25 protein-coding genes and 1 pseudogene are annotated in these 26,586 nt (G+C 64.9%); 19 read left to right on the forward strand and 7 right to left on the reverse strand.

Features of this window, described 5'->3' with window-relative positions; translation table 11 throughout:
- Positions 1 to 7: 7 nt before the first annotated feature.
- The 4 genes from G3N64_RS19250 (at position 8) to G3N64_RS19265 (ending at position 6,749) form a co-directional block, all read left to right on the forward strand.
- Positions 8 to 682: a response regulator transcription factor gene (locus G3N64_RS19250; RefSeq protein WP_205785358.1), complete on the forward strand. Its 675-nt coding sequence runs from the start codon at positions 8 to 10 to the stop codon at positions 680 to 682.
- Between the two features lie 158 nt (positions 683 to 840).
- Positions 841 to 4,095: an efflux RND transporter permease subunit gene (locus G3N64_RS19255; RefSeq protein WP_205785359.1), complete on the forward strand. Its 3,255-nt coding sequence runs from the start codon at positions 841 to 843 to the stop codon at positions 4,093 to 4,095.
- Positions 4,085 to 5,290 (forward strand): efflux RND transporter periplasmic adaptor subunit, encoded by a 1,206-nt coding sequence (locus tag G3N64_RS19260; RefSeq protein ID WP_205785360.1) that lies wholly within the window; start codon positions 4,085 to 4,087, stop codon positions 5,288 to 5,290. The genes G3N64_RS19255 and G3N64_RS19260 overlap by 11 nt, the downstream gene beginning before the upstream one ends.
- Positions 5,283 to 6,749, forward strand: a complete 1,467-nt coding sequence (locus G3N64_RS19265) for an efflux transporter outer membrane subunit (RefSeq protein WP_205785361.1) — start codon at positions 5,283 to 5,285, stop codon at positions 6,747 to 6,749. The genes G3N64_RS19260 and G3N64_RS19265 overlap by 8 nt, the downstream gene beginning before the upstream one ends.
- A gap of 87 nt (positions 6,750 to 6,836) precedes the next feature.
- Here the strand turns inward: G3N64_RS19265 and G3N64_RS19270 are convergent, their stop codons facing one another.
- Positions 6,837 to 8,012 carry a porin gene (locus tag G3N64_RS19270; RefSeq protein ID WP_205785362.1) on the reverse strand — a complete coding sequence of 392 codons (1,176 nt, stop codon included), beginning with the start codon at positions 8,010 to 8,012 and terminating at the stop codon, positions 6,837 to 6,839.
- Positions 8,013 to 8,337: 325 nt separating this feature from the next.
- Between G3N64_RS19270 and G3N64_RS19275 the strand changes: the two genes are divergently transcribed.
- Entirely contained in the window at positions 8,338 to 8,610 is a 273-nt protein-coding gene (locus tag G3N64_RS19275) for a DUF4148 domain-containing protein (RefSeq protein ID WP_205785363.1), read from the forward strand.
- 108 nt (positions 8,611 to 8,718) lie between these two features.
- Positions 8,719 to 8,859, forward strand: coding sequence for a hypothetical protein (locus G3N64_RS19280; protein ID WP_205785382.1), 141 nt, complete (start codon positions 8,719 to 8,721; stop codon positions 8,857 to 8,859).
- Between the two features lie 75 nt (positions 8,860 to 8,934).
- Here G3N64_RS19280 and G3N64_RS19285 read toward each other — a convergent pair whose 3' ends face one another.
- The 4 genes from G3N64_RS19285 to G3N64_RS19300 all read right to left on the reverse strand — a co-directional run bounded on the left by G3N64_RS19285 (position 8,935) and on the right by G3N64_RS19300 (position 12,307).
- A complete protein-coding gene (locus tag G3N64_RS19285; RefSeq protein WP_205785364.1) occupies positions 8,935 to 9,609 on the reverse strand; it encodes a response regulator transcription factor in 675 nt (224 codons plus the stop codon).
- A 58-nt stretch (positions 9,610 to 9,667) separates the two neighbouring features.
- The gene (locus G3N64_RS19290; RefSeq protein ID WP_205785365.1) at positions 9,668 to 10,999 is read right to left on the reverse strand and encodes a HAMP domain-containing sensor histidine kinase; all 1,332 of its coding nucleotides are present in this window, start codon (positions 10,997 to 10,999) and stop codon (positions 9,668 to 9,670) included.
- A 79-nt stretch (positions 11,000 to 11,078) separates the two neighbouring features.
- Positions 11,079 to 11,756: a response regulator transcription factor gene (locus G3N64_RS19295; protein WP_241021099.1), complete on the reverse strand. Its 678-nt coding sequence runs from the start codon at positions 11,754 to 11,756 to the stop codon at positions 11,079 to 11,081.
- A 341-nt stretch (positions 11,757 to 12,097) separates the two neighbouring features.
- Positions 12,098 to 12,307: a hypothetical protein gene (locus G3N64_RS19300; RefSeq protein ID WP_205785367.1), complete on the reverse strand. Its 210-nt coding sequence runs from the start codon at positions 12,305 to 12,307 to the stop codon at positions 12,098 to 12,100.
- 280 nt (positions 12,308 to 12,587) lie between these two features.
- Here G3N64_RS19300 and G3N64_RS19305 point away from each other — a divergent pair, with 280 nt between their 5' ends.
- Complete coding sequence (locus tag G3N64_RS19305; RefSeq protein WP_205785368.1) at positions 12,588 to 12,893, forward strand: DUF4148 domain-containing protein; 306 nt, start codon at positions 12,588 to 12,590, stop codon at positions 12,891 to 12,893.
- Positions 12,894 to 13,579: 686 nt separating this feature from the next.
- A complete protein-coding gene (locus tag G3N64_RS19310) occupies positions 13,580 to 14,749 on the forward strand; it encodes a porin (protein ID WP_205785369.1) in 1,170 nt (389 codons plus the stop codon).
- Positions 14,750 to 14,854: 105 nt separating this feature from the next.
- Here G3N64_RS19310 and G3N64_RS19315 read toward each other — a convergent pair.
- Positions 14,855 to 15,073, reverse strand: a pseudogene (locus G3N64_RS19315) (transposase); the annotation flags it as partial.
- Positions 15,057 to 15,530 carry a GNAT family N-acetyltransferase gene (locus G3N64_RS19320; RefSeq protein ID WP_205785381.1) on the reverse strand — a complete coding sequence of 158 codons (474 nt, stop codon included), beginning with the start codon at positions 15,528 to 15,530 and terminating at the stop codon, positions 15,057 to 15,059. The gene G3N64_RS19320 and the pseudogene G3N64_RS19315, both read right to left, overlap by 17 nt.
- Positions 15,531 to 15,680: 150 nt before the next feature.
- On the opposite strand from G3N64_RS19320, the gene G3N64_RS19325 reads away from it, so the two are divergent.
- From G3N64_RS19325 to G3N64_RS19375, 11 genes are all read left to right on the forward strand, one after another.
- A complete protein-coding gene (locus G3N64_RS19325; RefSeq protein ID WP_205785370.1) occupies positions 15,681 to 16,343 on the forward strand; it encodes a GntR family transcriptional regulator in 663 nt (220 codons plus the stop codon).
- Positions 16,327 to 17,565, forward strand: a complete 1,239-nt coding sequence (locus G3N64_RS19330) for a dicarboxylate/amino acid:cation symporter (protein WP_205785371.1) — start codon at positions 16,327 to 16,329, stop codon at positions 17,563 to 17,565. The genes G3N64_RS19325 and G3N64_RS19330 overlap by 17 nt, the downstream gene beginning before the upstream one ends.
- Before the next feature lie 173 nt (positions 17,566 to 17,738).
- Positions 17,739 to 18,140 carry a hypothetical protein gene (locus G3N64_RS19335; RefSeq protein ID WP_205785372.1) on the forward strand — a complete coding sequence of 134 codons (402 nt, stop codon included), beginning with the start codon at positions 17,739 to 17,741 and terminating at the stop codon, positions 18,138 to 18,140.
- Between the two features lie 132 nt (positions 18,141 to 18,272).
- On the forward strand, positions 18,273 to 18,806 hold the full coding sequence (locus G3N64_RS39800; RefSeq protein WP_241021101.1) for a hypothetical protein: 534 nt from the start codon (positions 18,273 to 18,275) through the stop codon (positions 18,804 to 18,806).
- A gap of 668 nt (positions 18,807 to 19,474) precedes the next feature.
- Positions 19,475 to 20,500 (forward strand): substrate-binding domain-containing protein, encoded by a 1,026-nt coding sequence (locus tag G3N64_RS19345; RefSeq protein ID WP_205785373.1) that lies wholly within the window; start codon positions 19,475 to 19,477, stop codon positions 20,498 to 20,500.
- A gap of 68 nt (positions 20,501 to 20,568) precedes the next feature.
- Positions 20,569 to 21,597, forward strand: a complete 1,029-nt coding sequence (locus tag G3N64_RS19350; protein ID WP_205785374.1) for an ABC transporter substrate-binding protein — start codon at positions 20,569 to 20,571, stop codon at positions 21,595 to 21,597.
- A 17-nt stretch (positions 21,598 to 21,614) separates the two neighbouring features.
- Positions 21,615 to 22,439, forward strand: coding sequence for an ABC transporter permease (locus tag G3N64_RS19355; RefSeq protein WP_205785375.1), 825 nt, complete (start codon positions 21,615 to 21,617; stop codon positions 22,437 to 22,439).
- A 10-nt stretch (positions 22,440 to 22,449) separates the two neighbouring features.
- Positions 22,450 to 23,346: an ABC transporter permease subunit gene (locus tag G3N64_RS19360; protein ID WP_205785376.1), complete on the forward strand. Its 897-nt coding sequence runs from the start codon at positions 22,450 to 22,452 to the stop codon at positions 23,344 to 23,346.
- Positions 23,347 to 23,359: 13 nt separating this feature from the next.
- Positions 23,360 to 24,391 carry an ABC transporter ATP-binding protein gene (locus G3N64_RS19365; protein ID WP_205785377.1) on the forward strand — a complete coding sequence of 344 codons (1,032 nt, stop codon included), beginning with the start codon at positions 23,360 to 23,362 and terminating at the stop codon, positions 24,389 to 24,391.
- Between the two features lie 87 nt (positions 24,392 to 24,478).
- Positions 24,479 to 25,303 carry a phosphodiesterase gene (locus G3N64_RS19370; RefSeq protein WP_205785378.1) on the forward strand — a complete coding sequence of 275 codons (825 nt, stop codon included), beginning with the start codon at positions 24,479 to 24,481 and terminating at the stop codon, positions 25,301 to 25,303.
- A gap of 194 nt (positions 25,304 to 25,497) precedes the next feature.
- On the forward strand, positions 25,498 to 26,586 hold a 1,089-nt coding region (locus G3N64_RS19375; RefSeq protein WP_205785379.1), incomplete at its 3' end, for an MFS transporter.

Consider the following 26,586-nt stretch of genomic DNA (forward strand, 5'->3'; position numbering starts at 1 on the left):
TCCCTCCATGGCACACATCCTGATGATCGAAGACGATCCGCTGATCGCGGATCACATTGCACACACGCTGCGTGCCGCAGGCCACCAGATCGACGCCGCACGCACCGGCCGCGACGGTATGGCCAAGGCGATGAGCTCGGACTACGACGTCGTCACGCTCGATCGCATGTTGCCGGACCTCGACGGCCTCACGATCCTCGCGACGATGCGCGGCATCGGCCTGGAGACGCCGGTACTCGTGATGAGCGCGATGTCCGATGTCGACCAGCGCATCCAGGGGCTGCGCGCGGGGGGCGACGACTATCTCGTCAAGCCGTTCTCGCTCGACGAGATGTGCGCGCGCATCGACGTACTGATCCGCCGAAGGCCGCGCGGCCCGCGGGTCGAGACGGTGCTGCGCGCGGGCGAGCTCGAACTCGACCTGGTGCGGCGACGCGTCGCGCTCGGCGGACGCGAGCTCGCGTTGCTGCCGACCGAATGGCGCGTGCTCGAATTCATGATGCGCCACGCCGGGCGCGTACTCACGCGCACGATGATCTTCGAAGCCGTATGGGGCTGCCGCTACGATCCCGGCACCAATCTGATCGACGTGCACATCGGCCGCCTGCGCAAGAAAGTGAACCGGCCCGGCGCCGAGCCGCTGATCCGCACGATCCGCGGCTCCGGCTACATGCTCGACTGAATCCGGCCGCCGCCACCTAAAACTTGTTTCATTATTTTTGCGATTGGCTGTTAGGGGCCACTCCGCAGAATGCGGTCATCGGCTGCGCGTCGGTGTTTTCCCGAAGCCGCGCCCGGCCGATTCTTCTTCACGACCGCTTTTGAACGGAGCAGCATCCCATGCTGAAAATTGTCCGGCTCGCGCTCACCCGGCCCTATACGTTCGTCGTGCTGGCGCTGCTGATCCTCATTGCAGGTCCGCTCGCGGCCGTCAGAACGCCCATCGACATCTTTCCGGACATCCGCATTCCGGTGATCAGCGTCGTCTGGAACTACGCCGGCCTGCAGCCGGACGACATGTCCGGACGCGTGATCACATACTACGAGCGTACGCTCGGCACGACCGTAAACGACGTCCAGCATATCGAGTCGCAATCGTTCCGCGGCTACGGCATCGTGAAGATCTTCTTCCAGCCGACCGTCGACATCCGCACGGCTACCGCGCAGGTCACGTCGATCTCGCAGACCGTGCTCAAGCAGATGCCGCCCGGCACCACGCCGCCGCAAATCCTCAACTACAACGCGTCGACCGTGCCCGTGCTGCAGATCGCACTGACCAGCAACACGCTCGACGAACAGAAGCTGGGGGACTACGCGGTCAACTTCATTCGACCGCAGTTGCTGTCGGTACCCGGCGTCGCGATTCCGACGCCATACGGCGGCAAGACGCGCGAAGTGCAGATCGACATCGACCCGCAGGCGCTCCAGTCGAAGGGGCTGTCGGCGCAGGATGTCGCGCACGCGCTCGCGCAGCAGAACCAGATCATTCCGGCCGGCACGCAGAAGATCGGCCGTTTCGAATACAACATCAAGCTCAACAACAGCCCGCTCGCGCTCGACGCGCTGAACGACCTGCCGATCAAGTCGGTCGACGGTACGACCATCACGATTCGCGACGTGGCGCACGTGCGCGACGGCTTCCCGCCGCAGAGCAACATCGTGCGCGTGGACGGCCACCGGGCCGTGCTGATGAGCATCCTGAAGAACGGCTCGTCGTCGACGCTCGACATTATCGCGGGCGTGAAGGCCAAGCTGCCGCTGATCGAGCAAACGCTGCCGCCGGGGCTGAAGCTCGTCACGATGGGCGACCAGTCGACCTTCGTGAAGGGCGCCGTCAGCGGCGTGGCGCGCGAGGGCGTCATCGCCGCTGCGCTGACCTCGCTGATGATCCTGCTGTTCCTCGGCTCGTGGCGCTCGACGCTGATCATCGCGGCGTCGATTCCGCTGGCCGTGCTCTGCGCGATCGCGCTGCTCGCGGCCACCGGCGAAACGCTCAACGTGATGACGCTCGGCGGTCTCGCGCTCGCGGTCGGGATTCTCGTGGACGATGCGACGGTGACGATCGAGAACGTGAACTGGCACCTCGAACAGGGCAAGGACACGCGTACGGCGATCGTCGACGGCGCAAAACAGATCGTGATGCCGGCACTGGTGTCGCTGATGTGCATCTGCATCGTATTCGTGCCCATGCTGATGCTCGACGGCATCTCGCGCTTTCTGTTCGTGCCGATGGCCAAGGCCGTGATCTTCTCGATGATGTCGTCGTTCGTGCTGTCGCGCACGTTCGTGCCGATGCTCGCGCAATACCTGCTCAAGCCGCACGCGTCAGCCGGCCACGCTTCGGGCGAGCTGGCGGCGATCATGGATCCGCACTCGGGTCATACCGGCGCGCACGACGTTCCGCCGTCGCGCAATCCGCTGGTGCGCTTCCAGCGCGCGTTCGAACGCCGCTTCGAAGCCGTGCGCGCCGCATACCGGATCCTGCTGGGCCTCGCGCTCACGCGCCGCAAGCCATTCGTCGCGGCATTCCTGTGCGTCGTGGCCGCGTCGTTCGTGCTGGTACCGTGGCTGGGCCGCAACTTCTTCCCGGCCATCGACTCGGGCGAGATCTCGCTACACGTGCGCGCGCCGGTCGGCACGCGCGTCGAGGAAACCGCCGCCGAATTCGACCGGATCGAGAACACGATCCGTAGCTCGATACCGCCCGCGCAATTGCGCGAAGTCATCGACAACATCGGCTTGCCCAACAGCGGGATCAACCTGACCTACAACAGCAGCGGCACCCTCGGACCGCAGGACGGCGACATCCTGATTTCGCTGTCGCGCGATCACGCGCCGACCGCCGATTACGTACGCAAGCTGCGCGAACTGCTGCCGCGCGCCTATCCCGGCACCACCTTCTCGTTCCTGCCCGCCGACATCGTCAGCCAGATCCTCAACTTCGGCGCACCGGCCCCGGTCGACCTGCAGGTGGCCGGCCCCGACCAGCACGCGAATCTGGCTTATGCGCATGAGCTGTACCGCAAGCTGCGCCTGATCGCCGGCGTCGCCGACCCGCGGATCCAGCAAGCCACCACCTACCCGCAGTTCACGATCGCGGTCGATCGCACTCGCGCCGACCTGCTCGGCATCACCGAGCAGGACGTGACGAACTCGGTGGTCGCGACGCTGGCCGGCACGAGCCAGGTCGACCCGACCTACTGGCTCAACCCGCGCAACGGCGTGTCCTATCCGATCGTCGCGCAAACGCCGCAGTACAAGATGACCACGCTGTCTGCACTGCAGAACCTGCCGGTCACCGGCGCCAGCGGCCAGTCGCAGCTGCTCGGAGGTCTTGCGACGATCACGCGCGGCGTCGGCAACGCGGTGGTGTCGCACTACAACATCGAGCCGCTGTTCGATATCTACGCGACCACCCAGGGGCGCGACCTCGGGGCAGTCGCGGCCGACATCGGCAACATCGTCAAGGCCACTGCGAAGGATCTGCCCAAGGGCTCCACCGTCACGCTGCGCGGCCAGGTGCAGACCATGAACGGCGCGTTCGCCGGCCTGCTGCTCGGCCTCGTCGGCGCGATCGTGCTGATCTATCTGCTGATCGTCGTGAACTTCCATTCGTGGGCCGACGCGTTCGTGATCATCTCGGCGCTGCCGGCGGCACTGGCCGGCATCGTCTGGATGCTGTTCACCACGCACACGCCGCTGTCGGTGCCGGCACTGACCGGCGCGATCCTGTGCATGGGTGTGGCCACCGCGAACTCGATCCTCGTCGTCAGTTTCGCGCGCGAACGCCTGGCCGAAACCGGCAACGCGCTCGCGTCCGCGCTCGAAGCCGGCTTCACGCGCTTCCGCCCGGTGCTGATGACGGCGCTCGCGATGATCATCGGCATGGCGCCGATGGCGCTCGGCCTCGGCGATGGCGGCGAACAGAACGCGCCGCTCGGTCGCGCCGTGATCGGCGGCCTCGCGTGCGCGACGATCGCGACGTTGTTCTTCGTTCCCGTCGTGTTCAGCCTCGTGCATCGGCGCGACGCGCTGAAGCACGACGCTTCCCGCGCTTCCTCCCCTTCCGCGTCCGGAGCTTCCCATGTCCACTGAGATCGATATCAAATCGCCGAAACGGCTGCCCAACCTCAAGCTCGTCGCCACGATCGCCGCGCTGATCGCGGTCGGCATCGTGACGACCGGCATCGTCGGCCGCGCGCACGCGAAACAGGAAATGACCACGTGGTCGGCCGAGCAGGCCGTGCCGACCGTGGTCGCGTACACGCCGTCGACCGGCGCCGACGGCGCCACGCTGACACTGCCCGGCCACCTGTCCGCGTTCGAGAGTGCGCCGATCCACGCTCAGGTGTCGGGCTACCTGCATGCGTGGTACACCGATATCGGCACACACGTGAAATCGGGCCAGCTGCTCGGGTTGATCGACACGCCCGAGCTCGACCAGCAACTGCAGCAGGCGCGAGCCGACCTGCAGAGCTCGCTCGCCAACGAGAAGCTGGCCGCTTCCACGGCCGCGCGCTGGACCAAGATGCTCGCGCAGGATTCGGTGTCGCAGCAGGAAACCGACGAGAAGACCAGCGACCTCGCCGCCAAGCAGGCGATCGTCGCGGCCAACGAGGCCAACGTGCGGCGCCTCGACGCACTGGAGACGTTCAAGCGCATCGTCGCGCCGTTCGACGGCGTCGTCACCGCACGCAAGACCGATATCGGCCAGTTGATCTCGGCCGGCGGCGGCACGGGCCCGGAGCTGTTCGCCGTGTCCGACGTGCACCAGATGCGCGTGTACGTGAGCGTGCCGCAGAACGAGGCGGGCGCGATCCGCCCCGGCATGACGGCCACGCTGACCGTGCCCGAGCATCCGGGCGAGACCTTCCACGCGGCGCTCGCCGACACCGACGACTCGATCGCCGATTCGACCGGCACGCTGCTCGTGCAGCTGATGGTCGACAACCGCGACGGCAAGCTGATTCCGGGCGAATACACCGAAGTGCACTTCGCGCTGCCGGCCGGCAGCAGCCACGTGCTGACGATTCCGGCCAGCTCGCTGATCTTCCGGCAGGCCGGCCTGCAGGTCGCCGTAGTCGGCAAGGACAATCGCGCGGTGTTCAAGCCCGTGACGGTCGCGACCGACCTCGGCACGCACGTGCAGATCGCGACCGGCCTCGCGCCGGACGATCGCGTGATCGACAACCCGCCCGACTCGCTGGCCGCGGGCGACCCGGTCAGGCTCGCGGCGCCGGCCCGCACCGTCGCATCGGCCATGCGCGACACGGAGCGTACGAATGGCTAACCGGCTTCGGCTCTGCGCGCTGCTCGCCGGCGCCGCGTTCCTCTCCGCGTGCTCGTTCGCGCCCACCTATCACGCGCCGCAGACTGCGCTGCCGGCCAGCTTCAAGGAAGCGGGCGGCTGGCAGGCCGCGAAGCCGGCCGACCGCATCGCGCGCGACGGCTGGTGGAAGGCATTCCACGATCCGGTGCTCGACCGGCTCGAAGCGCAGGTGGCCGCGGCCAACCCCGACGTGGCCGCCGCCGTGGCCCGCCATGACGAAGCGGCTGCGCTGTTCGATCAGGCGCGCTCGGGGCTGTTCCCGACCATCGGACTCGGCGCGCAGGTCTCGAGCAACCGGCAATCGGCCACGCGGCCGCTGCGCGGCTCGAACCAGCCGAACGTCTATGGCAACGACACGCTCGACGCCGGCTTCGACTACGACCTCGATCTGTGGGGGAAAGTCCGCAACGAAGTCGCGGCCGGGCGTGCCGACGCGCAGGCCAGCGCCGACGATCTCGCGTCGGTGCAACTGAGCCTGCAGGCCAGCCTTGCGAACGCGTACTTCAACCTGCGCGGGCTCGACCAGCAGCAACAACTGCTGGCCGACACGATCGACACCTACCAGCGCGCGCTGCAGCTGACGATGAGCCGGCACGCGGGCGGCATCGCCTCCGATCTCGACGTCTCGCGCGCGCAGACACAGCTCGATTCGGCCCGCGCGTCGGCCGAGGACGTGCGGGCGCGGCGCGCGCTCTACGAGCACTCGATCGCGACGCTCACGGGCGTGCCGGCGTCGTCGTTCTCGCTGACGCCTGACCTGAACGTCGCCTATCTGCCGACGATCCCCACCGGCCTTCCCGCCACGCTGCTGCAGCGGCGCCCCGACGTCGCGGCCGCCGAGCGCCGCATGGCGTCCGCCAACGCGAAGATCGGCGTGGCGCGCGCGGCGTTCTTCCCCGACATCACGCTCGGGCTGATCGGCGGATACCAGAGCTCGGGCCTCGGCCACTGGCTCAGTGCGCCGAACGAGATCTGGTCGATCGGGCCCAGCCTCGCGTTTACGCTGTTCGACGGCCGCCGCCGCCAGGCGCTCACCGACCAGGCGCACGCAAAACTGGCCGAGAACGGCGCGCAATATCGCGCGGTCGTGCTCGCCGCGTGCCAGCAGGTCGAGGACAACCTCGCGCTCACGCATCACCTCGGCGACGAAGCCGCTCGCGAGCAGGAGGCGCTCGATGCGGCCGAGCGCACGCTGCAGTTGTCGATGTCGCGCTATCGGGACGGCGTCGTCAGCTATCTCGACGTGGTGACCGCGCAGACTACCGAGCTCAATACGAAGGTCGCGATGCTGGAGCTGGACACGCGCCGGCAGCTGGCGGCGGTGGAGTTGATCGCCGCGTTGGGCGGTGGGTGGTCGACAGAGGAAGCCACCCCCGGTATGCAAGCGCCCACCGCGACGCCGGCCCGTTCCACGACCTGAATCCCTTGCGACGCGCGGGAGGTGTGTCGCATTTCAAGGCACCCGTCGCGATGACGGGTGCCGCTTTTTTACGTGGGTCCGGCGCACTCAGAACTTGTGACGAATGCCGGCCGCGACCACGGCCTGGCGATCGTTGCCCGACGCGGCCAGATTGAAGATCCCGGCATTGCCGAGCACTGCGACACCGTCCGCACCCGTCACGTGCTGGTACACGCCTTCGAGATAGAGATCGGTGCGACGCGACAGCGCATAGTCGGCCTGCAGCATGAACTGGTTCCACTTCGGCGCGATGTTGCGGCCCGCATCGTCGAAACGACCCTGCGTGAACGTATACGAGCCACCCAGCGAGAAGGCTGGCGTCAGGAAATAGCGGGCATTCAACTCGTAGTTGCTGAACGTCAGCAACTGGCCGTTTACGTTCCCGTACGCGCCGCCTTGCGACAGTTCGCGCGGATCGTTCAGAATCGTTCTCGTATAGACGAAACCAACCGTCGCATGGTCGAACGCATAGTGCGCACCAGCGCCGAACGTGCGCCAGCGGCCGCCGACCAGCATCGCATCGCCATCCGAACTGCTCAGCGAACCACCGGTGTTCTGCGGCTTGTTCACGCCGCCAGGCTGGTTCGACTGCAGGTACGCAACGGCGAGATCGACCGGGCCATTCACATATTGCGCGCCGACGCTGTACGCGTTGTTGTTGCCGGCCCCGCCGCCCTGGTTGCTAAAACCGTAGGTGCCGCCGAACGAGAAGCCGCCGTAGTCCGCGCTGCGGAATTTCACCGCGTTGTTCATCCGCGTATCGTTCGCCAGGTTGTCGTTGTCGTACGGGTGATCGGCGATGTTGCCGCCGAATCCCGAGCCCGTCGCCGACAGCGGCGCGACGAAGTCGACCAGGAAATCGTACTGGCGGCCGAGCGTTACCGTGCCCCATTGCCGACTCGACAGGCCAACCCACGCCTGGCGGCCGAACTCGTCGCCGCCGTTGCCGAGCTTCCCGTTCGCGACGTTGAAGCCGTTCTCGAGCGTGAACACGGCAGCCAGGCCGCCGCCGAGATCCTCGTTGCCGCGCAGCCCCCAGCGCGACGTGCTGACGTTGCCGCTCTGGACGCCATAGACCGGGCCCGCACCGGCCGACGATTTCTGGTTGCTGATGTAGTCCAGGCCCGCGTCGATCGTGCCGTACAGCGTGACGCTGCTTTGCGCGTGGGCCGCGCCCGCAAGCAGGCAAGCGATCGCCGCCGGGATTGCCAGATATTTCTTCATGATGGTTTCGCTAGAGTGGATCGGTCTTCTCGCATCGCCGGCCGTTGTGGGATGGCCGGTCCGTCCGCGATGCGATGGCGCACAATTTAGGCAGCGGGCATGACAGCGCCGTTATCAAAACGGCCTGAAAAATGAAACCCGCTTCATGTTCTCGATGCACCAGCTTCATGTCGACGCAGAAGCTCCGCCCGCGCATGAATTTCTTTTCACGTTGCGTATGCCGATCCGCTAGCCCCCGTCCTCTATGCTTGTCCTCAACCCGATGCACGGCATCGACACGCCGCGCCGGGGATGACTCCCGTCAAACATCATGAGGATTCCGAAAATGAAAACCGCCAACATCGTCGCCGCCGCCATGCTCGCCGCCATCGGCACACTGTCCGTTCCCGCGCTTGCGCAGGCTAGCGGCCAGCCGATGCAGATGTCCCCGGCCGCCACCAAGGACGGCGTGCCCGGCACGCAGGCTGCTGGCCAGTGGGTGGCGCCGTACGGCCAGGCGATGCACGAGAAGACGCGTGCCGAGGTCTATGCCGAGCTCGTACATGCCGAACAGGACGGGCAGCTCAAGTACCTGAACTCGACGCTCTATTCGCATTGATGCGCGCCGCCCTGCGGCCAGGCGCGGTGCCCGGCTCACGCCGCCCGCGCCGTCCGCGGCGACGCCTCCCTTTCACCGAATCGCCCGCCATTCATGAAGCTTTGCCCCTTGCTCGCCCGTTCCGCCCGTCTTGCGCTCGTCGCGCTCGCCGCCGGCGTCATGCTGTCCGGCTGCGCCGCTGCGCGACCCAACGGCCCCGGCGATTGCGTCGGCCCGACCGATTTCTGCGTGCCGTTCTTCGGCTCGTAAACGCACGAAGGGCAGCGCTGCCGCCGGCAGGCTGCCCTTCGTCTCCGCGGCCCGGTGCGAGCCGCACCTGCACGGTCATGCGTCCGGCAATGTCACCTGATAACCGTAACGGCTCACTGTCTCGATCCGCACGCCGGGCAGATGCCGCGCAAGCTTGCGGCGCAGCCTCGATACCACGAGACTGACGCTCGACGGATCGACGTCCTCCTTGTCCTGCCATACATAACGGATCAACTGATCGCGCGGCACCGGCGCGTTCGGATGACGCATCAGGCACTCGAGCAACAAGTATTCGCGGCGCGTGACCGCCAGCCGCAGCTTGCCGTCCTTGAGCTCGCGCGCGAGCGTGTCGAAGGTGGACTCCACCGCTTCGACCTCGCGCGGCCCGGACAATCGCTGCAATGCCTGCAGCCTCTCGTGCAGTTCGATGAACGAATACGGCGCGCCGAAACACACATCGGCGCCCGCGCGCAGCACGCGAATGCGTTCGCTTGCCGACGACTGGCCAATCAGCGCCACCAGCGCCGCGCCGTTACCGTCCGCAACGAAGCGCGGCAACATCGCGATCAGTTCGCTATCGCCGCCAAGTTCGAACGCGGTGACAAAGATCGCGTCGAACGCTTCCTGCGACGCGAGGAACAGGCCATCGCGCAGATCGTCGGTACGCTGCAGGCTGTACCCACTCTCCTGTAACGCCTTGTACAGCCACGACGCCTCAGGATGCGGCGAGGCCACGAGGAGGACGCGCATCGTCAGCCTGCCCCACGGCGGGAGTCGACATACACGGCCATGTGCCTGCGGACGATCGTCATCCCAGCGATCTCCGCCAGCATTCGATCGTCACGCGCGTCCCGGGCTCGGCACTACCGATGCGCAGCGTGAAGTCGTGCACGTTGACGACCGTCGACACGATGCTCAGCCCGAGTCCCGCACCGGCGAGGTGCCCGGTGCGGTGGCTGCGGTAGCGATGCTGCAGCACAGCCTCGCGTTCGTTTGCTTCGATGCCCGGGCCGTTGTCGATCACGTCGATACGCGGACCGGACAGCGTGTCATGAAGTTCCAGGCGTACGGTACCGCCCGACGTCGTGTACTTGAGCGCATTGTCGAGCAGGTTGCTGAGCGCCTCGAACAATAGCGCGCGGTCGCCGTGTATCCGCCCGGCCGGATTGACGGACTGCACGAAGTGGATCGCGCGGCTGTCCGCAAGTGGTTCGAACAACTGCCCGACATCCGAAACCAGGTCCTCCAGCGCGAGTTCCGCAAATCCGCCGCGCCGCTGCAGCGAGCCGATTTCGGCGATACGCAGCATCGCCCGAAACCGACTGAGCAACACGTCGGTCTCGTTGCGCGCACGCGCGACGAGACTCGCCAGCGCGACATCGTCGAGCCCTTCCGCGCGCTGCGCTGCCTGCGCGAGCAGCGTGTGCACGTGCGCGAGTGGTGTCCGCAGGTCATGCGCGATGCCATCGCAGACCCCCTTTACCTCGTTCATCAGGCGCTCGATCTCCTCGAGCATATGGTTGACGAGATGGGATAGCAGATCAATCTCGTCGTGTCCGCCGACCGGCAGCCGCTGTCCGAGGTCACCCTGCGCAATACGCTGCGTGACGCGCCGGACTTCCTTCAGGCGCCGCATTTGCCGCACGCTGAGGATCAAGCCGCCCACGACACCCGCGCCAAGACAGAGCAGCCCGCCGCCAACCAGCGCCTGGATGATCCCCGCGCGGATCCGCAGGATATGCGTGAGGTCGCGTCCGAGCACCAGCACGTCACCGTTTGCACGTCGCTCGGCCATCGCGCGGACGACCGGCGGCACCTGGTCGCCCGCGATCGGCATCGTGTGATCGAGCGTCGCACCGCTGCGGTCCGATCGCATGTCGGCGGGTAGCGCCAGCACGTCGCCCGCAATATGCCGGCCGTCTTCGGTAAAGAGTCCGTAATAGTTGGCATGCATCCGTTCATGCTCGATCCGGTGCCGAATCGCCGCGGGAAGCTGGCCGTCCTGTATCGAATCGAAGTAGAGCATCTGCCAATGGATCACCGTGTCGGTTTCCCGCTCCATGCCGTGTGTGATCACCGATGCGATGAAACCGAGCAGCAGCATGACCGACACGGAGAACGTGAGGGCATAAACCGACACGAGCCGAAACGTACTGGAGTACCAGCGTCGCTGCGGTGCCGGCTGGACGTGATCCGCCAAGGACGCCACGATAGCCGACTCAGCCAAGACGATACCCTGCACCCCGTACTGTCTGGATCATCTGATTCGCATCGGGCGGATCGATTTTCTTGCGCAACCGGCCCATGTGCACTTCGATCAGGTTCGTGCCTGGATCGAAGTGATAGCCCCAGACGGCCTCGAACAACATCGTGCGCGTGATGGTCTGTCCGGCATTGCGCATCATGTATTCGAGAACACGGTATTCGGTCGGCAACAACACGATTTCTTCGCCGTCGCGAAACACCTTGCGCGAGATCAGGTCGAGTTTGAGGGAACCGACGACCAACGTCGTGTCGGCCGCGGCCGGCACGCCCTGGCTCCGGCGCAGCAGCACCTCGAGGCGCGCAGCCATTTCCTCGGGATCGAACGGTTTGGTCAGGTAGTCATCGCCGCCCGCGCGCAGGCCGCGAACCCGCTCGTCGACATCGCCGAGCGCACTCAGCATCAGCACGGGCGTGCGTACGCCGACGCTGCGCATCGTGGTCAGGATCGTGAGACCGTCGACGACCGGCAGCATCCGGTCGAGCGTGATCACGTCGAACTCGTTGCCGAGCGCGCGGACCATGCCGTCGCGCCCGTTCGCCACCCATTCGACCGTGTAGCCACGACCTTGCAAATAACGCACTATTTCGTTCGCGGTGATTTCGTCGTCTTCGATCGTGAGTACGTTCGCCATGGCCGCACCGTCCTCGGCCAGCGTGTTCGCCAAGGCCGGCGTGTTACTTTGGATAGCTGATAATGCCATATACGATTCTCGTCTTCATCGCAGGGATCCATGCGCCTCGACATCCGACAGTCGAACTCGCTCGAATGAAGACTACATGCGCGCGCGTAAATCTTGCGCGTCGACTTCATGAAGAAAGTTTCACATACGGCGACTGCGAGGCCCGGCCGTGATCGGTCTGACCGGCGCGCTATGACGGCGGGCGCCGGCAACGCGCCCGCAGCACTGCCGCCTTGGGAACACGCTGGCCGCTGCGATCGCCCCCATACCGAGAACGACGACGCTCCGTTCAATCAGCCCTGGTGCGTTTGCGTACCCGGTCTGTCCACGCGATGCGATGCGACGTCACGTGCGGCATCGGCCGCACGATCCCTGCGCTCGGCTTTCGCGTGGGCGAGCGTCACATCGGCTATCGCCAGCCCCGTTCCTTGCACCTTAGCGAACGCTGGCAGCGACAAGCACACCAGCGCAACGAGCGACACCATCCGGACTGCTGAGTTCATTGCGTTACTCCAGCGCGCGCCGTGCGGTGCGGTGCGCGATATCGATTGATCCGTCATTCGACGATACGCCACTGCCCCTAACCATCCGACAACACGGGTATGAAGGATTCTTTAACTTTCAATGCATTCGGCATCGGGTGCGTGCTCCGGCCCGGGCTCCCTAAAACATGTTTCATCATCGTGCTGCCGTTTCGATAGTGCGCGGTCCCTAACCTGCGTCTTGTGGCCGACGCAGGCATCCTGCGGCACGGCCCCTCCCAACGCTATCCAGGAGTCGAAGATGAATCATCCCGTCCGTTACCTCGCCTGCGCCGCCCTACTCGTATTGAGCGTCTCCGCACATGCCGAGACGAAGCTCACGTCGGCGCAATGCCATGACTATCCGTTCGTGCACACGAACGGCCAGGTTTCCCACCGACAGCTCGTCAACGAACTGAACGAGCTGGAGTCCGTCGGCTACAACCCGTCGTCCGGAGACGAGAGCAGCTATCCCGACGATATCGATTCGGCGCAGGCGCGCCTGATGCAGAAGTATCAGCAGGATTGCGCAGGCGCGGCCAAGACCGTCGCTTCGAACGGCAACTGAGCCCGTACCGGCAACCGATCTCCGACTTTGTGCGCGAGCCTCATGGCTACGCGCACCTTTTTAAGGTCAGACCGCATTCGCATACTCTCGCTTGACGCTGAACCGATTCTTGACTTAAACACGAATCCACACCCCTGGCCGTCTCTGCGATCAACGCCAGACATTTCATTGCGGCTTCAGGCATCGCCTCGATCTTGCAGTGCTCGAGCGCCACGTACGCGCGCATCGCGATGTTGGATACAACGCGTCTACAGGCCCCTCCCAATGCCCGATGTCGCTGCCCAAGCACATCAACGCACGGCGTCCGTTCCGGCTCTGCCGGTGAGATCCCGGCCCGCCTTTCAGGTAACCAGACACAATCGTCGATAGCAAGCGCTGCCGTTGCGCCACACGTTCTTGTCCGAACCTTCGGTGCACGGGAATAAAATTCCCGCGTCAACCGGAGGAAAACATAAAACAACACATTGAAAGTGTTTGATGGACACGAAGCTCACAAGCACCCCGCCTTTCCTCGCGTTGCCCGTCGACGCATAACACTTTCGAATACTGAAAGACTGTATTCCCATGCTCGCTGCGGCAACCTTATTTCCCTCTGCCTACACTGCCTCGTCCGCTACGATTTCATTTTCTGGACAACGCCGAAGTCAATCCATCCAGTTCTGACTACACACCATCAGAGGAACTAAATGAAACGTCAAACGATGAAGCTGCCCTGGTTCGCATGGGCACCGGCGCTCCTGATCTCCGTTTCGGCACACGCACAACAGAGCGTGACGCTATACGGGCTAATTGACGAAGGACTCAACTTCACGAGCAATACCAACGGGCACACCGCGTGGCAAATGTCGAGCGGAGATACCTTTGGCAGCCGATGGGGTTTAAAAGGCAGCGAAGATCTCGGCGGTGGAGACAAGGCCATCTTTCAACTCGAAAATGGCTTCAACGTGAACAGCGGCAAGCTAGGCCAGGATTCCAGCATGTTTGGCCGTCAGGCGTTCGTGGGTCTGTCGTCGCCAAAGTACGGCACGCTCACGCTCGGCCGCCAATACGATACCAGTGTCGATTCTCTCGGTTTCGGGGGTATCACGGCAGCCGGCAATTGGGCGGGCGACATCAATACCCACCCATTCGACAATGACAATACGGACTGGGACTTCCGTGTCAACAATGCCGTCAAGTATGTGACCCCGACATATCGGGGGCTCACCGCCGAAGCGATGTTCGGTTTCAGCAATCAGCCCGGCGGATTCTCGAACAATCGTGTCTGGGGAGCGACGCTGAACTACCAGAATGGCAACCTGACTGCGGCTGCGTCCTATCTAAAGCTCAATGGCCCCGGGCTCGCGTCAGGCGGCGCGGTGAACAGTGGCGACCTCTTCAACGGGTCGTCGCAACAGGACATCGGTGTCGCGGCGTCGTACCAGTTTACCCACGTCCTGGTCGGCGCGGCGTGGTCACATGTCGATGTCTATAACCCCATCGGCAATGCCTGGATGGACAACACGACCCTGCAAAATGGCGCGACGTGGAATGCGTGGAAATTCGACAACTTCGAGCTCAACGCGCAGTACTACTTCACCCACACGCTCTGGTTGGGAGCGGCATACACTTTTACGATGGCGCACTTGTACGCGTCCGATACCCAATATATGCCGAAGTGGCACCAGATCGGGCTGATGCTCGACTATGACTTGAGCAAGCGCACGTCGCTATATCTGCAAGGCGCCTGGCAGCATGTCGTCAGCGCGCATACCGGAACCAGCTTCGACGAAGCACAGATTGTGGACGCCTCGGCCGGCCCGTCGTCAGGGCCCAATCAGATGGTTTATCGCATGGGCATGTTGCATCGCTTCTAACCCCCCACTCCCGCACCGGAGGCTGGGCCACTTTCCGTCCCGGTCTTGGTCGTGATTGGAAAATTCCGGCTCTTCGGGGCGGGCCGAATCGGTCCAATCGGTGCACCGGCGGGAGAATTCCGCCGGTGTCATCCACTGCAATGCGGGGTGAGGACGTGACTCGTTATAGCACTCGCGCCAGACCTCGATTTTGCGTCTGGCATTCTCCAGCGACAAGAACCCATGCGCGTTGAGGCATTCCTCCCGTAAGCGTCCGTTGAAGGATTCGTTCTTCGCGTTATCGGTCGGCTTGCCAAGGCGAGGGAGATCAATCTTCACGCCACTCGATCTGGCGCTGCATCAGATAGAATTTCATGTCGTCGCGACCATGCATTGAAATCGGTATCGCGTCGCGATTAAAGCCGAGCATTTCGTAGAACTGGTATGCCGATTCGCGCGCCGTGCACCAGAGCAGCGTTCCACGCTGTTCGCGGACATAGCGAATGGAGAGATTGGCCAGAAGGCGTCCGAATCCTAAACCACGTACCGATGGATGGACGGCCATGCCGCGAATGCGCCAGGCTTCAGCGTTCGAAACGCCGGATTGCCCTTCTTTACACACTGACGCCACGGCAACAATACTTTCATTATCGCGAACGGCAAAGTGCATGGTCGTTGGGGCGAGGTCGCCGTGCAGAGCGCTCCCCTCCTCGTCTCCTGCCATCAAGATTGCGGCCCTGAGGGGATAGGTTTCTTCCGCGCGGACGGCACAGATGGTAAAGCGCACGTCGTGTGAAATCATATAATTATCAGCTCTCTTCGTGACGAAGATTTTCTTCCGGTTCACTCTCGGCATACCGACTCGCAAAATTAACAGTTGCCGGGCGTTACCAGTAAGGGTAATTTCCTATCAGTTACTTCTCTTTAAATCATACGCTAACTGCGATCACAGATGACGTCGAAAGTCTCGACAGATGCAGAGCTTGCCTACGACGCGATCCGATCGAGGATCTTTGACGGCCGCCTTGCGCCCGGGCAGAAAGTATCCCACCGAGGCTTGTCGGACGAACTTGGCTTCGGCCAAATGCCCGTGCGCAGCGCATTGCATTTACTTGAGTCCGAAGGGCTGGTCATCGTGATCGAAAAGAGTGGGACCTATGTCGCATCTCCGACTACGAGCGATCTCCGCGAGATTTTCGAAATGCGGCTGGCCCTCGAGAGTACGGCAGCGTTTCTTGCAGCCAGGTCGGGCGTAACGGCAGGCCTGCGCGACGCGGCAGAGAAAATGCAGGAACTGATTGACCGAGACATCTCGGACATCATGCTCGAGCAACGTGTCGGCTGGGTATTTCATCAAGCGTTGTTTGAAGCCGCAAGAAACGTGCGAATCTCATCGGCGTATGGTCTGTTGCGGGCCCAAACCTTAGCCCTGAATGAACTCCCGCGTGGCGACGCTGAAACCGTTCGGCGCGGCACCATCGAACACCTGCACATCTTTCACGCAATCGAAGCGAACAACGGCGAGCTCGCACGTCAGCATATGTGGAATCACATCGTTGACGGTACGCCGGCACGGATAAAACTACTAAAGGCACGGCATGAACACGAAAAATAAGGGGCCTTCCCTCCCGATGCAAATGCTTGGCGGACTTGTCCTGGGCGTCGCTTGCGGCATGTTTGCCCCGGGCTTTGCCGCGAAGCTAGGCTTTCTAAGCACGATGTTCGGCCACGCGATCAAGATGGTCGTCATGCCGTTGATCTTCCTGTCGGTCACGGTTGGCGTCTTTCGTGCGGGCCGACTTCGCGAGCGGCTTGGGAAGGTCGCACTGTCCAGTATCGCCTTCTTCGTTTTGATGACTGGCCTGGCTGCGTCGCTCGGCCTGCTGCTCAACTTCGTATTTCGACCGGGTCACGATGCGAGCATGATTCACTCTGGATCGCTGCCCACAGCGCTCGCGTCCAGCATCGACTGGACGAAATTTCTCGTTGATTTGATCCCCGCAAACATCGTCGCTGCACTCTCTGCGGGGAATTCTCTGCCGGTGCTCGTTTTCGGCGTCATTTTCGGCGCAGCATTGGCGGCCGCCCCGGAGCGTGCCGAGCCTGCGATCGCCGTTTTCGAGGCGCTGCTGTCGGGACTGTTCAAGATGACCCAGTGGGTGATCGCATGGTCTCCGCTCGCGATCTTCGCCGCAATCGCGCAACTGCTGTCAGCCAAGGGCTTTAGCGGCGTGCACTCGCTGATCAAGCTTCTGGGCGTGGCATATCTCGGCATGGCGGTTCTGGCAGTTGTACTCACCACCGTCATTCGCCTCGCCGGTCAGTCGCCTCTCGCAGTGCTCAGGAAGGTGAAGGAACCACTGATCCTTGGTTTCACGACGCGTTCGTCTGAAATTACCTACCCGTTGCACCTGAAGAAGTTGGTTGAATTGGGCGTTCCCTATGGCGTGGCGTCCACGATTTTGCCTCTGGCATATATTTTCAATCGCGACGGCGCGGTCCTCTACACGGCCCTTGCGGTCGGCTATCTGGCCGACGCATATCACCTTGCCTGGTCTTGGCCGCTGGCAATTACGATTTTGATTTTGACGATCATCACCATCGACGGAGCAGCCAACGTGCCCTCCGGGGCGATCGTCGCCATCACCATCGTGCTGACGTCGATCGGGTTGCCGGCCGATGCAGTGCTGCTGCTTTTGGGCGTTGACGCCTTTTTCGACATGGGGAGAACCGCCCTCAATGTCTACGGGAGCACGGCGGCAGCTGCTGTTGCGGTGAGACTTTCCGGTTCGGACAGTATCGCCGCAGAAACCGTGACTCGTCAGGCAAGCGTGTAGGTGCTTCGGAAGCTACGGGCGCAGGGTGTTTCAATGTTGCGCCCGCCCATTGCGAGGCATTGGGGTACGTCCACGCGAGCATCCGGGTACGGCGAGGAGACCTGGATTGGATGAGCGTGAGTTTTTATTAAGCCTCAGTTAGTAGAGCGACGTATTTTTGCAGGAGAAACATTATGGTTGGTTCAGAATCCGCAGATTTTTTTATGCTGCGCTTAGGCACGCCGCATCCGACGTGGACGTTAACCGATGACAGCAACATGATCGGCATTGGCGATTGCGACGGGGTGATGCGTGCCATGTTCGAGCTGGATCGCAACCAACTCGCACGGATCAGAGGATTGGACCAATCGGTGGAGAGAATCAGGTGTACTTGCGACCGCGCCGGCCAGGAGCTGCACTTCTATCTCCACGGCAAACAGGTGTCTCGCGGCGTGTGGGCCGGGGTCGCGTCGGCCGATCCTGACTATCTTCCGACTGACGCGATGATCGCAGCATGGGAAGTACCGAAGCCCGACGATGCCTTCGAGTTTCCGAGCGTGAGTGCACTTCTGGCCGAATCCGCTAGCTCAGCCTAAACTGCGATCACAGATTGTTGTGCGAGCTCGAGCCGTAAAAGCCCCGATTTTCGGGACGGGTGGTGCAAGCCGCACTGAATCGCTACTGCAATGCCAAACCCGCCTCGAAGCACGCGCAAGGATACGGATCTCATGCTCGTCAGCGTGTCGAATCCCCCACTCCGACGCACCGAGCGGCATAAGTTCGACGGTGCGTCGGGATCGTCATACCGATCGTTTGACACGCCCGTCTGTCTGCACACGTACACCGTTCAGTACCAGCGGTTCTGGCACACATCAACCTCGGATCGCCAGGACCATTTTGCTGGCCAGTTCACCGGCCAGCGTTTTTTATTCATTGAGCCGAGCCGAGTGCTCGGCGTTCATCGCAGCGGCTATTCCGTTTGCCAGCGTCAGTCGGGCTGTGCGTGCAAGCACGAGGACGACCGGCTGCCGGGTCAGATCGAGCATCAATGGCTGACGCGCGGCGGCGTCTACGGTTACCGCAAAATCACGGCGGATTTGCGGGAATCGGGCGAGACGTTCGGCGGCATGGCGACCACTTCGTGTCGTCGGCAGGGAACGATGGGGGATTGCCCCCAATGTCGCCCCGGCTGTCGCCACCCAGCACCGTGCGAAGTCGGAAAAGAAAAACCCGCGAAGCCTAACGCTGTCGCGGGTTTATGAACTTTACCGATTCTCGTCGGAATGCTTTTTGGTGCCGGGGACCGGACTCGAACCGGCAAGCCAGTTAAGGCGGCGGATTTTCGTCACACTGCTTCTTTCAAAGCCGGCGTCGCGGGCGCGATGCCGTTCGTGCGCTGGACTATGCCTTCACCATCGCGCGCGGGCGTGCCTGCTGCCCGTGCGCCTTAGGCGCCCCCCGTCTAGTCTCTACACCTTCCTCGCGGGTCCCGCGAGGCTTGGCTCGGCGTTGCCTCGATGCGCGCATCAGGGGTTTCGCCGAATTTGAAGGGTTCTGCACCGACCGTTTCCGGGCGGGCACTCAATCGTTTAAGTCCGCTATGTTTACCAATTTCATCACCCCGGCAAGAGGGCGGACGCGATTCTACCATTGCTTGCACATGCGCTCCCTTATTCTGCGGCGCCGCATCGCGACACGCCCCCATCGCTGCCTCGGAATCATCCCTCGTAATCGGCGCCGGCACGCCGCCGCCAACGATTTCGTCCCGCGCCGCAACATCCCCGATACAATCGAGTCCGCGTCGTCCGCCCCCCTATCCGTCAGACGTTTGTGTCGTGCTTTTTGCGAAACAAGCGTCGTCTGCGTCATCGCGAAGTCACAAACGTTTTCGATAATTTCCCCGCCGAAAACGTTTACATCGCGTTATTTCATGACCTCGACCATCAAGGACGTCGCTGCCCTCGCGGGCTTCTCGATCGCCACCGTCTCGCGCGCGATCAACGCACCGCATACCGTCAGCCCGGCCACGCTGCAAACCATCCGCATCGCGATCGACACGCTGCAGTTCCGCCCGAGCCCGCTCGGCCGGCAATTGCGCGGCGAACGCACGCGGCTCGTCGGCGTCGTCGTGCCGACGTTGCAGAACCCCGTGTTCGCCGACTGCCTGCAAGGCATCGACGAGCTCGCGACCGCGGCCGGCTTCAAGCTGATCCTGATGACGACCGAATACGACGCGGCGCGCGAGCGTCACGCGATCGAGACGCTGCGCGAGCAGCGCGTCGAAGGGCTGATCCTCACCGTCGCCGACGCGGACACGCACCCGCTGCTCGACATGCTCGACCACGACGGCCCGCACTACGTACTGATGCACAACGACACGCAGCGCCGGCCGTCGGTATCGGTCGACAACCGCAGCGCCGCCTACGACGGCGTGCGCCTGCTGACCGCGCGCGGTCACCGCCGCGTGCTGATGCTGGCCGGCTCGCTCGCTGCATCGGATCGTGCGCGCCAGCGCCATCTCGGCTATGCGCAGGCACTCGAGGAAAGCGGCGTCGCCACGCTGCCGCCGGTCGAAGTCGACTTCAACGCGCCCGAGCTGCCCGACGCGGTGCTCGCGCATCTCACCGCGCACGCGACGCGCCCGACCGCCCTCTTCTGCAGCAACGACCTGCTCGCGATGGTCGTGATGCGCGGCCTGCGCCGCGCGGGCTTCTCGATCCCGGACGACCTGTCGGTGCTCGGCTTCGACGGGATCGCGATCGGCGAGCTGCTCGCGCCGCCGCTCGCGAGCGTCGCGACGCCGAACCGCGACATCGGCCGCCACGCATGGCAGCGTCTCGTCGAATGCATCGGCGGCGCAGCGATCGAACGCACGTCGCTGATCCTGCCGCACGCGGTGCGCGACGGCGCGACGGTCGCCCCGCCGGCCACCGACCTGCAATTGCGCAAGGCCTGAACGCGCGCAGCACGACCCCGCACACCACCACACCACACCAGCGCCTCACCCTCGCCCGGAGACCTACCGTGTCCTTTCGCCTGACCTCGCTGCTGCGTGCGCTTGCCGCGCCGCTCGCCTGCGCCGCGCTCATCGCCGGCGCGCCCGCCGCCCACGCCGACGAAACGGCGATCTGCTACAACTGCCCGCCCGAATGGGCCGACTGGGCCGCGCAGATCGCGGCGATCAAGCAGAAGACCGGCATCCGCGTGCCGTTCGACAACAAGAACTCGGGCCAGGCGATCGCGCAGTTGATCGCCGAACAGAAGAGCCCGGTTGCCGACGTCGTCTATCTCGGCGTGTCGTCGGCGTTCCAGGCGAAGGACAAGGGCGTGATCGCGCCGTACAAGCCCGCGCACTGGAACGACATTCCCGCGAACCTGAAGGACCCGCAAGGCTACTGGTTCGCGATCCACTCGGGCACGCTCGGCTTCTTCGTGAACAAGGATGCGCTCGACGGCAAGCCGGTGCCGCGCTCGTGGGCCGATCTGCTGAAGCCCGAATACAAGGGCATGGTCGGCTATCTCGATCCGTCGAGCGCGTTCGTCGGCTATGCGGGCGCGGTCGCCGTGAACCAGGCGCTCGGCGGCAGCCTCGACAACTTCAAGCCGGCGCTCGACTGGTTCAGGAAGCTGAAGTCGAACGCGCCGATCGTGCCGAAGCAGACCGCGTATGCGCGCGTGCTGTCCGGCGAGATTCCGATCCTGCTCGATTACGACTTCGATGCGTATCGCGCGAAGTACAAGGACAACGCGAACGTCGAGTTCGTGATTCCGAAGGAAGGCACGATCGCGGTGCCGTACGTGATGAGTCTCGTGAAGGGCGCACCGCACGACGCGAACGGCAAGAAGGTGCTCGACTTCGTGCTGTCCGACGAAGGCCAGAAGCTGTGGGCCAACGCGTACCTGCGTCCGGTGCGCGCGCTGGCACTCGGCGCCGACATCGCGTCGAAGTTCCTGCCGGCGAGCGAATACGCGCGCGCGAAATCGGTCGACTTCGGCAAGATGGCGGCCGGTCAGCAGGCGTTCGGCCAGCAATACCTGCAGGTCATGCAGTAAGCGGCCGGACATCATCGATGCTCGACCTGACTTTCCCGCTGCGCTGGCGCGTCGCGCTCGTCGCGCCGGCGCTCGCGATGTTCGCCGCCTTCTGGCTGCTGCCGATGGCGGCGCTCGTGCAGGTGTCCGCCGACGGCGCGTTCTTCTCGCACTACGCGGCCCTGCTCGGCAATGCACGCTATATGAAGAGCCTCGGCGAGACCGTCGCGCTGTCCGCGGGCGTCACGCTCGCGACGCTCGCGCTGTCGACGATCTCGGGCCTCCTGCTCGCGCGCCGCGAATTCGCAGGCAAGCGCGTGCTGCTCGCGCTGCTCACGTTCCCGCTCGCGTTCCCGGGCGTCGTCGTCGGCTTCATGGTGATCATGCTCGCCGGGCGACAGGGGCTGATCGGGATGCTGTCCGCGAAGCTCACCGGCGACAAGTGGGTATTCGCCTATTCGGTCGCCGGGCTGTTCATCGGCTACCTGTACTTCTCGATTCCGCGCGTGATCGTTACCGTGATCGCGGCCGCGTCGAAGCTCGACGCGTCGCTCGAGGAAGCCGCGCGTTCGCTCGGCGCATCGCCGTGGCGCATCTTCGCCGACATCGTGCTGCCCGCGCTCGCGCCGGGCCTGATCGCGGCCGGCGCGATCTGCTTCGCGACCGCGATGGGCGCGTTCGGCACCGCGTTCACGCTCGCCACCGACCTGAACGTGCTGCCGATGACGATCTATACCGAGTTCACGCTGAACGCGAACATCGCGACGGCGGCCGGCCTGTCGATCGTGCTCGGCATCGTCACCTGGGCCGTGCTTGCGCTCGCGCGCCGCTTCACCGGCCACACCGCCGCCGCCGCGGCCTGAGGATTCCTGCATGCAATCGCTTTCCGGCTCTTCCGCGCCGTCGCCGGCACCCGCTCCCGCGCAGGCGAACGTCGTCGCCCGCCGCGCGCCGCGCGTCACGGGTGCGCGCGCGATCGCCGCGCTTCAATGGGGCGTCACGCTGCTGCTGTGCGCGTTCCTGATCGTACCCGTCGTGATGTCCGTGCTCGCGGGGCTGACCGTCAACTACTTCCGCGGCCTGTCGAGCGGCCTCACGCTGCGCTGGCTCGAACAGGTGTGGCAGCAGTATCACGGCTCGGTCGCGCTGTCGCTCTACGTGGCATTCGCGACGCTCGCGATCGTGCTCGTCACCGGCGTACCGGCCGGCTATGCGCTCGCGCGCAGCAAGAGCCGCGTCGCGCGTGCGATCGAGGAAGCGCTCGTGCTGCCGGTCGCGCTGCCGGGGCTGGCTTCGGCGCTCGCGCTGCTGGTCGTGTACGGCGGCTTCACCGCGTTCCGGATGAGCCTGTGGTTCATCGTCGCCGGCCACGTCGTGTTCACGCTGCCGTTCATGGTGCGCGCGGTTGCGGCCGTCGCGGCCGGCGCCGACCTGCGCACGCTCGAGGAAGGCGCGGCGAGCCTCGGCGCGTCGTTCGTCACGCGTTTCGTCACGATCGTGCTGCCGAACCTGCGCCCCGGCATCGTGGCAGGCGCGCTCGCGGTGCTCACGCTGTCGATCGGCGAATTCAACCTCACGTGGATGCTGCATACGCCCGACACCAAGACGCTGCCGGTCGGGCTCGCCGATACCTATGCGTCGCTGCGCCTCGAAGTCGGCAGCGCGTACACGATCCTGTTCCTGCTGATGACGCTGCCGCTGCTTGTCGCGATGCAGTGGCTCGGCGTCGATCCGTCCGGCACGCGCGCGCTCAAGAAGCGCCTGCGCTGAATTTCTCGCAGACATGAAACTCGATTCCACTCCCATCACCCTGACCCGCTGCGCAAAGACGTTCCGCGGCACACGCGTGCTCGAACCGCTCGACCTGTCGATCGGCGCGGGCGAAACGCTCGTGCTGCTCGGGCCGTCGGGCTGCGGCAAGACCACGACCCTGCGCCTGATCGCTGGCCTCGACACGCCGGACGCCGGCGGCACGATCGCGTTCGGCAATGACGACGTGACCGCGCTGCCGATCGAGCGCCGGCAGGTCGGCATGGTGTTCCAGAACTACGCGCTGTTTCCGAACCTGACGGTGCGCGGCAACGTCGGCTACGGGCTGAAGATCCGCAAGACCGAGCCGCGCGCGCTGCGCGAGCGCGTCGACGAGCTGCTCGCGATGATGCGGCTCGACGCGCATGCGGACAAGCCGATCGATCAGCTGTCGGGCGGCCAGCGCCAGCGCGTCGCGCTGGCCCGTGCGCTGGCGGTGCGGCCGCGCGTGCTGCTGCTCGACGAGCCGCTGACCGCGCTCGACGCGAAGCTGCGCGACACGCTGCGGCGCGAAATGAATGCGCTGCTGCGCGAACTCGGCGTGACGACGGTCTACGTGACGCACGACCAGGCCGAAGCGATGGAGCTCGGCGACCGGATCGTCGTGATGGGCGCGGGCCGCATCGAGCAGATCGGCACGCCGCGCGACATCTACTACCATCCGGCGAACCGCACGGTCGCGCAGTTCATCGGCACGCTGAACCGGCTCGCCGGGCAATGGCGCGACGGCACGCTGGTGACCACGGGCGGCGCGATCGCCACGCCGCACGCCGCCGACGAGTGGTTCTTCCGTCCCGAGGATGCGCAACTCGCCGATCCCGACCATGCGCCGCTGCGCGGCGCGGTCAGTGCGTGCGCATTCCTCGGCGAGCGCACGCGGCTCACGATCGAGCACGCGGCCCCCGACGCGCTCGTGATCGACGTACCGGGCCGCATCGCGCTCGCACGCGGGACGGCGGTCGGCGTCGAGATCGCGCCGAAAGGCCTGATCGCGCTCGGCGCGTAATCCGTCATTCGGGCATCATTTATTCAGCACCTCACCGCGGCGCACGACACCGCCGCCACAACAACCAGACGATTCCGAGGAACGACGATGCTGCTTGCTCAAATCAGCGATCTCCACATCAAGCGTCCGGGCCAGCTCGCGTACCGGCGCGTCGACACCGCGGCCGCGCTCGCACGCTGCGTCGCCAGGTTGAACGCGCTCGTGCCGCGCCCCGATGCGGTGCTCGTCACCGGCGACCTGACCGACTTCGGCCACGATGAAGAGTACGGCAACCTGCGCGGGCTGCTCGCGCCGCTCGAGATTCCGTACTACCTGATGATCGGCAATCACGACGACCGCGCCGGGCTGCGCCGCGCGTTCGCCGATCGCGCCGAGCTGCAGGACGGCGAATTCGTGCAGTACGCGCTCGACGTCGGCACGGTGCGCGTGCTCGCACTCGATTCGCAGGTGCCGGGCGCCAGCTACGGCGACCTATGCGACGCACGGCTCGCGTGGCTCGCCGCGCAACTCGACGCCGCGCGCGACCGGCCCGTGATCGTCGCGCTGCATCACCCGCCGTTCGCGTCGGGAATCGGCCACATGGACAAGCTGCGCCTCGCGCCCGCCGCTTCCGCGAAACTCGACGCGCTGCTGCGCGGCCACCCGAACGTCGAGCGCGTGCTGTGCGGCCACGTGCACCGCACGATGTTCACGCGCTTCGGCGGCACGCTCGCAGCCGCGGTGCCGTCGCCCGCGCATCAGGTCGCATTCGACCTGCGCACCGACGCGCCCTCCGCATTCCGGCTCGAACCGCCGGCGTTCGCGATCCATCGCTATGCGCCCGATACGGGGATGACGTCGCATCACGTGTATGTCGAGGAAGGCGCGGGGCCTTATCCGTTCTATGAACCGACGGGTGAGCTGGTCGACTGACGGGATCCGGAACGCACGATGGCGGGCGGCAGCCGGCCGGTTGAGCCAGTTTTGCCGGTTTTGCCGATCTGCCCCCCCGTCCGGCAGGATTCACGTCGCTCCGGTATGATCGGCAACCTCGACCGGCGCCTTGGCCGCCTGCGCACCCGACGCGTGCGCCGCGCGCCGCGCCGCCCCACTCCGTCCGCGCAGCCATGTCCACCGCCTCCACCGACCGTCCGACCGACGCCGCCTCGCCCCACTATTCGCGCAGCCTGCTGTTGCTGCTCGCGACGATCGCGGGCGTGTCCGTCGCGAACATCTACTACAACCAGCCGCTGCTCGACAGCTTCCGCTCGGCCTTTCCCGACGGCGCTTCGTGGATCGGCGCGGTGCCGACCGCGACGCAGCTCGGCTATGCGGCCGGCATGTTCCTGCTCGCGCCGCTCGGCGACCGCTTCGACCGCCGCGGGCTGATCCTGATGCAGATCGCCGGCCTGTCGATCGCGCTGATCGTCGCGGCCGCCGCGCCGTCGCTGGCCGTGCTCGCCGTCGCGAGCCTCGCGATCGGCGTGCTCGCGACGATCGCGCAACAGGCCGTGCCGTTCGCCGCCGAGATCGCGCCGCCGGCCGAACGCGGGCATGCAGTCGGCACCGTGATGAGCGGCCTGCTGCTCGGTATCCTGCTCGCGCGTACGGCCGCCGGCTTCGTCGCCGAGTATTTCGGCTGGCGCGCGGTATTCGCCGCGTCGGTCGCGGCGCTCGTCGCACTCGCCGCCGTGATCGTGCTGCGGCTGCCGCGCAGCTCGCCGACGTCGACGCTGTCGTACGGCAAGCTGCTCGGCTCGATGTGGCATCTGGCGGTCGAATTGCGCGGGCTACGCGAAGCGTCGCTGACGGGCGCCGCGCTGTTCGCGGCATTCAGCGCGTTCTGGCCCGTGCTCACGCTGCTGCTCGCCGGCGCGCCGTTCCATCTCGGCCCGCAGGCCGCCGGCCTGTTCGGGATCGTCGGCGCGGCGGGCGCACTCGCGGCACCGTACGCGGGCCGCTTCGCCGACACGCGCGGCCCGCGCGCGATCATCTCGCTCGCGATCGCGCTGCTCGCGCTGTCGTTCGTGATCTTCGTGCTGTCGGGCTCGAGCCTCGTCGGGCTCGTGATCGGCGTGATCGTGCTGGACGTCGGTGTGCAGGCCGCGCAGATCTCGAACCAGTCGCGCATCTATGCGCTGAAGCCCGAGGCGCGCAGCCGCGTCAACACGGTGTACATGGTGTGCTATTTCATCGGCGGCGCACTCGGCTCATCG

The sequence above is a fragment of the Burkholderia sp. Ac-20344 genome (assembly GCF_017104975.1).
In the GTDB taxonomy this organism is placed as follows: Bacteria; Pseudomonadota; Gammaproteobacteria; order Burkholderiales; family Burkholderiaceae; genus Burkholderia.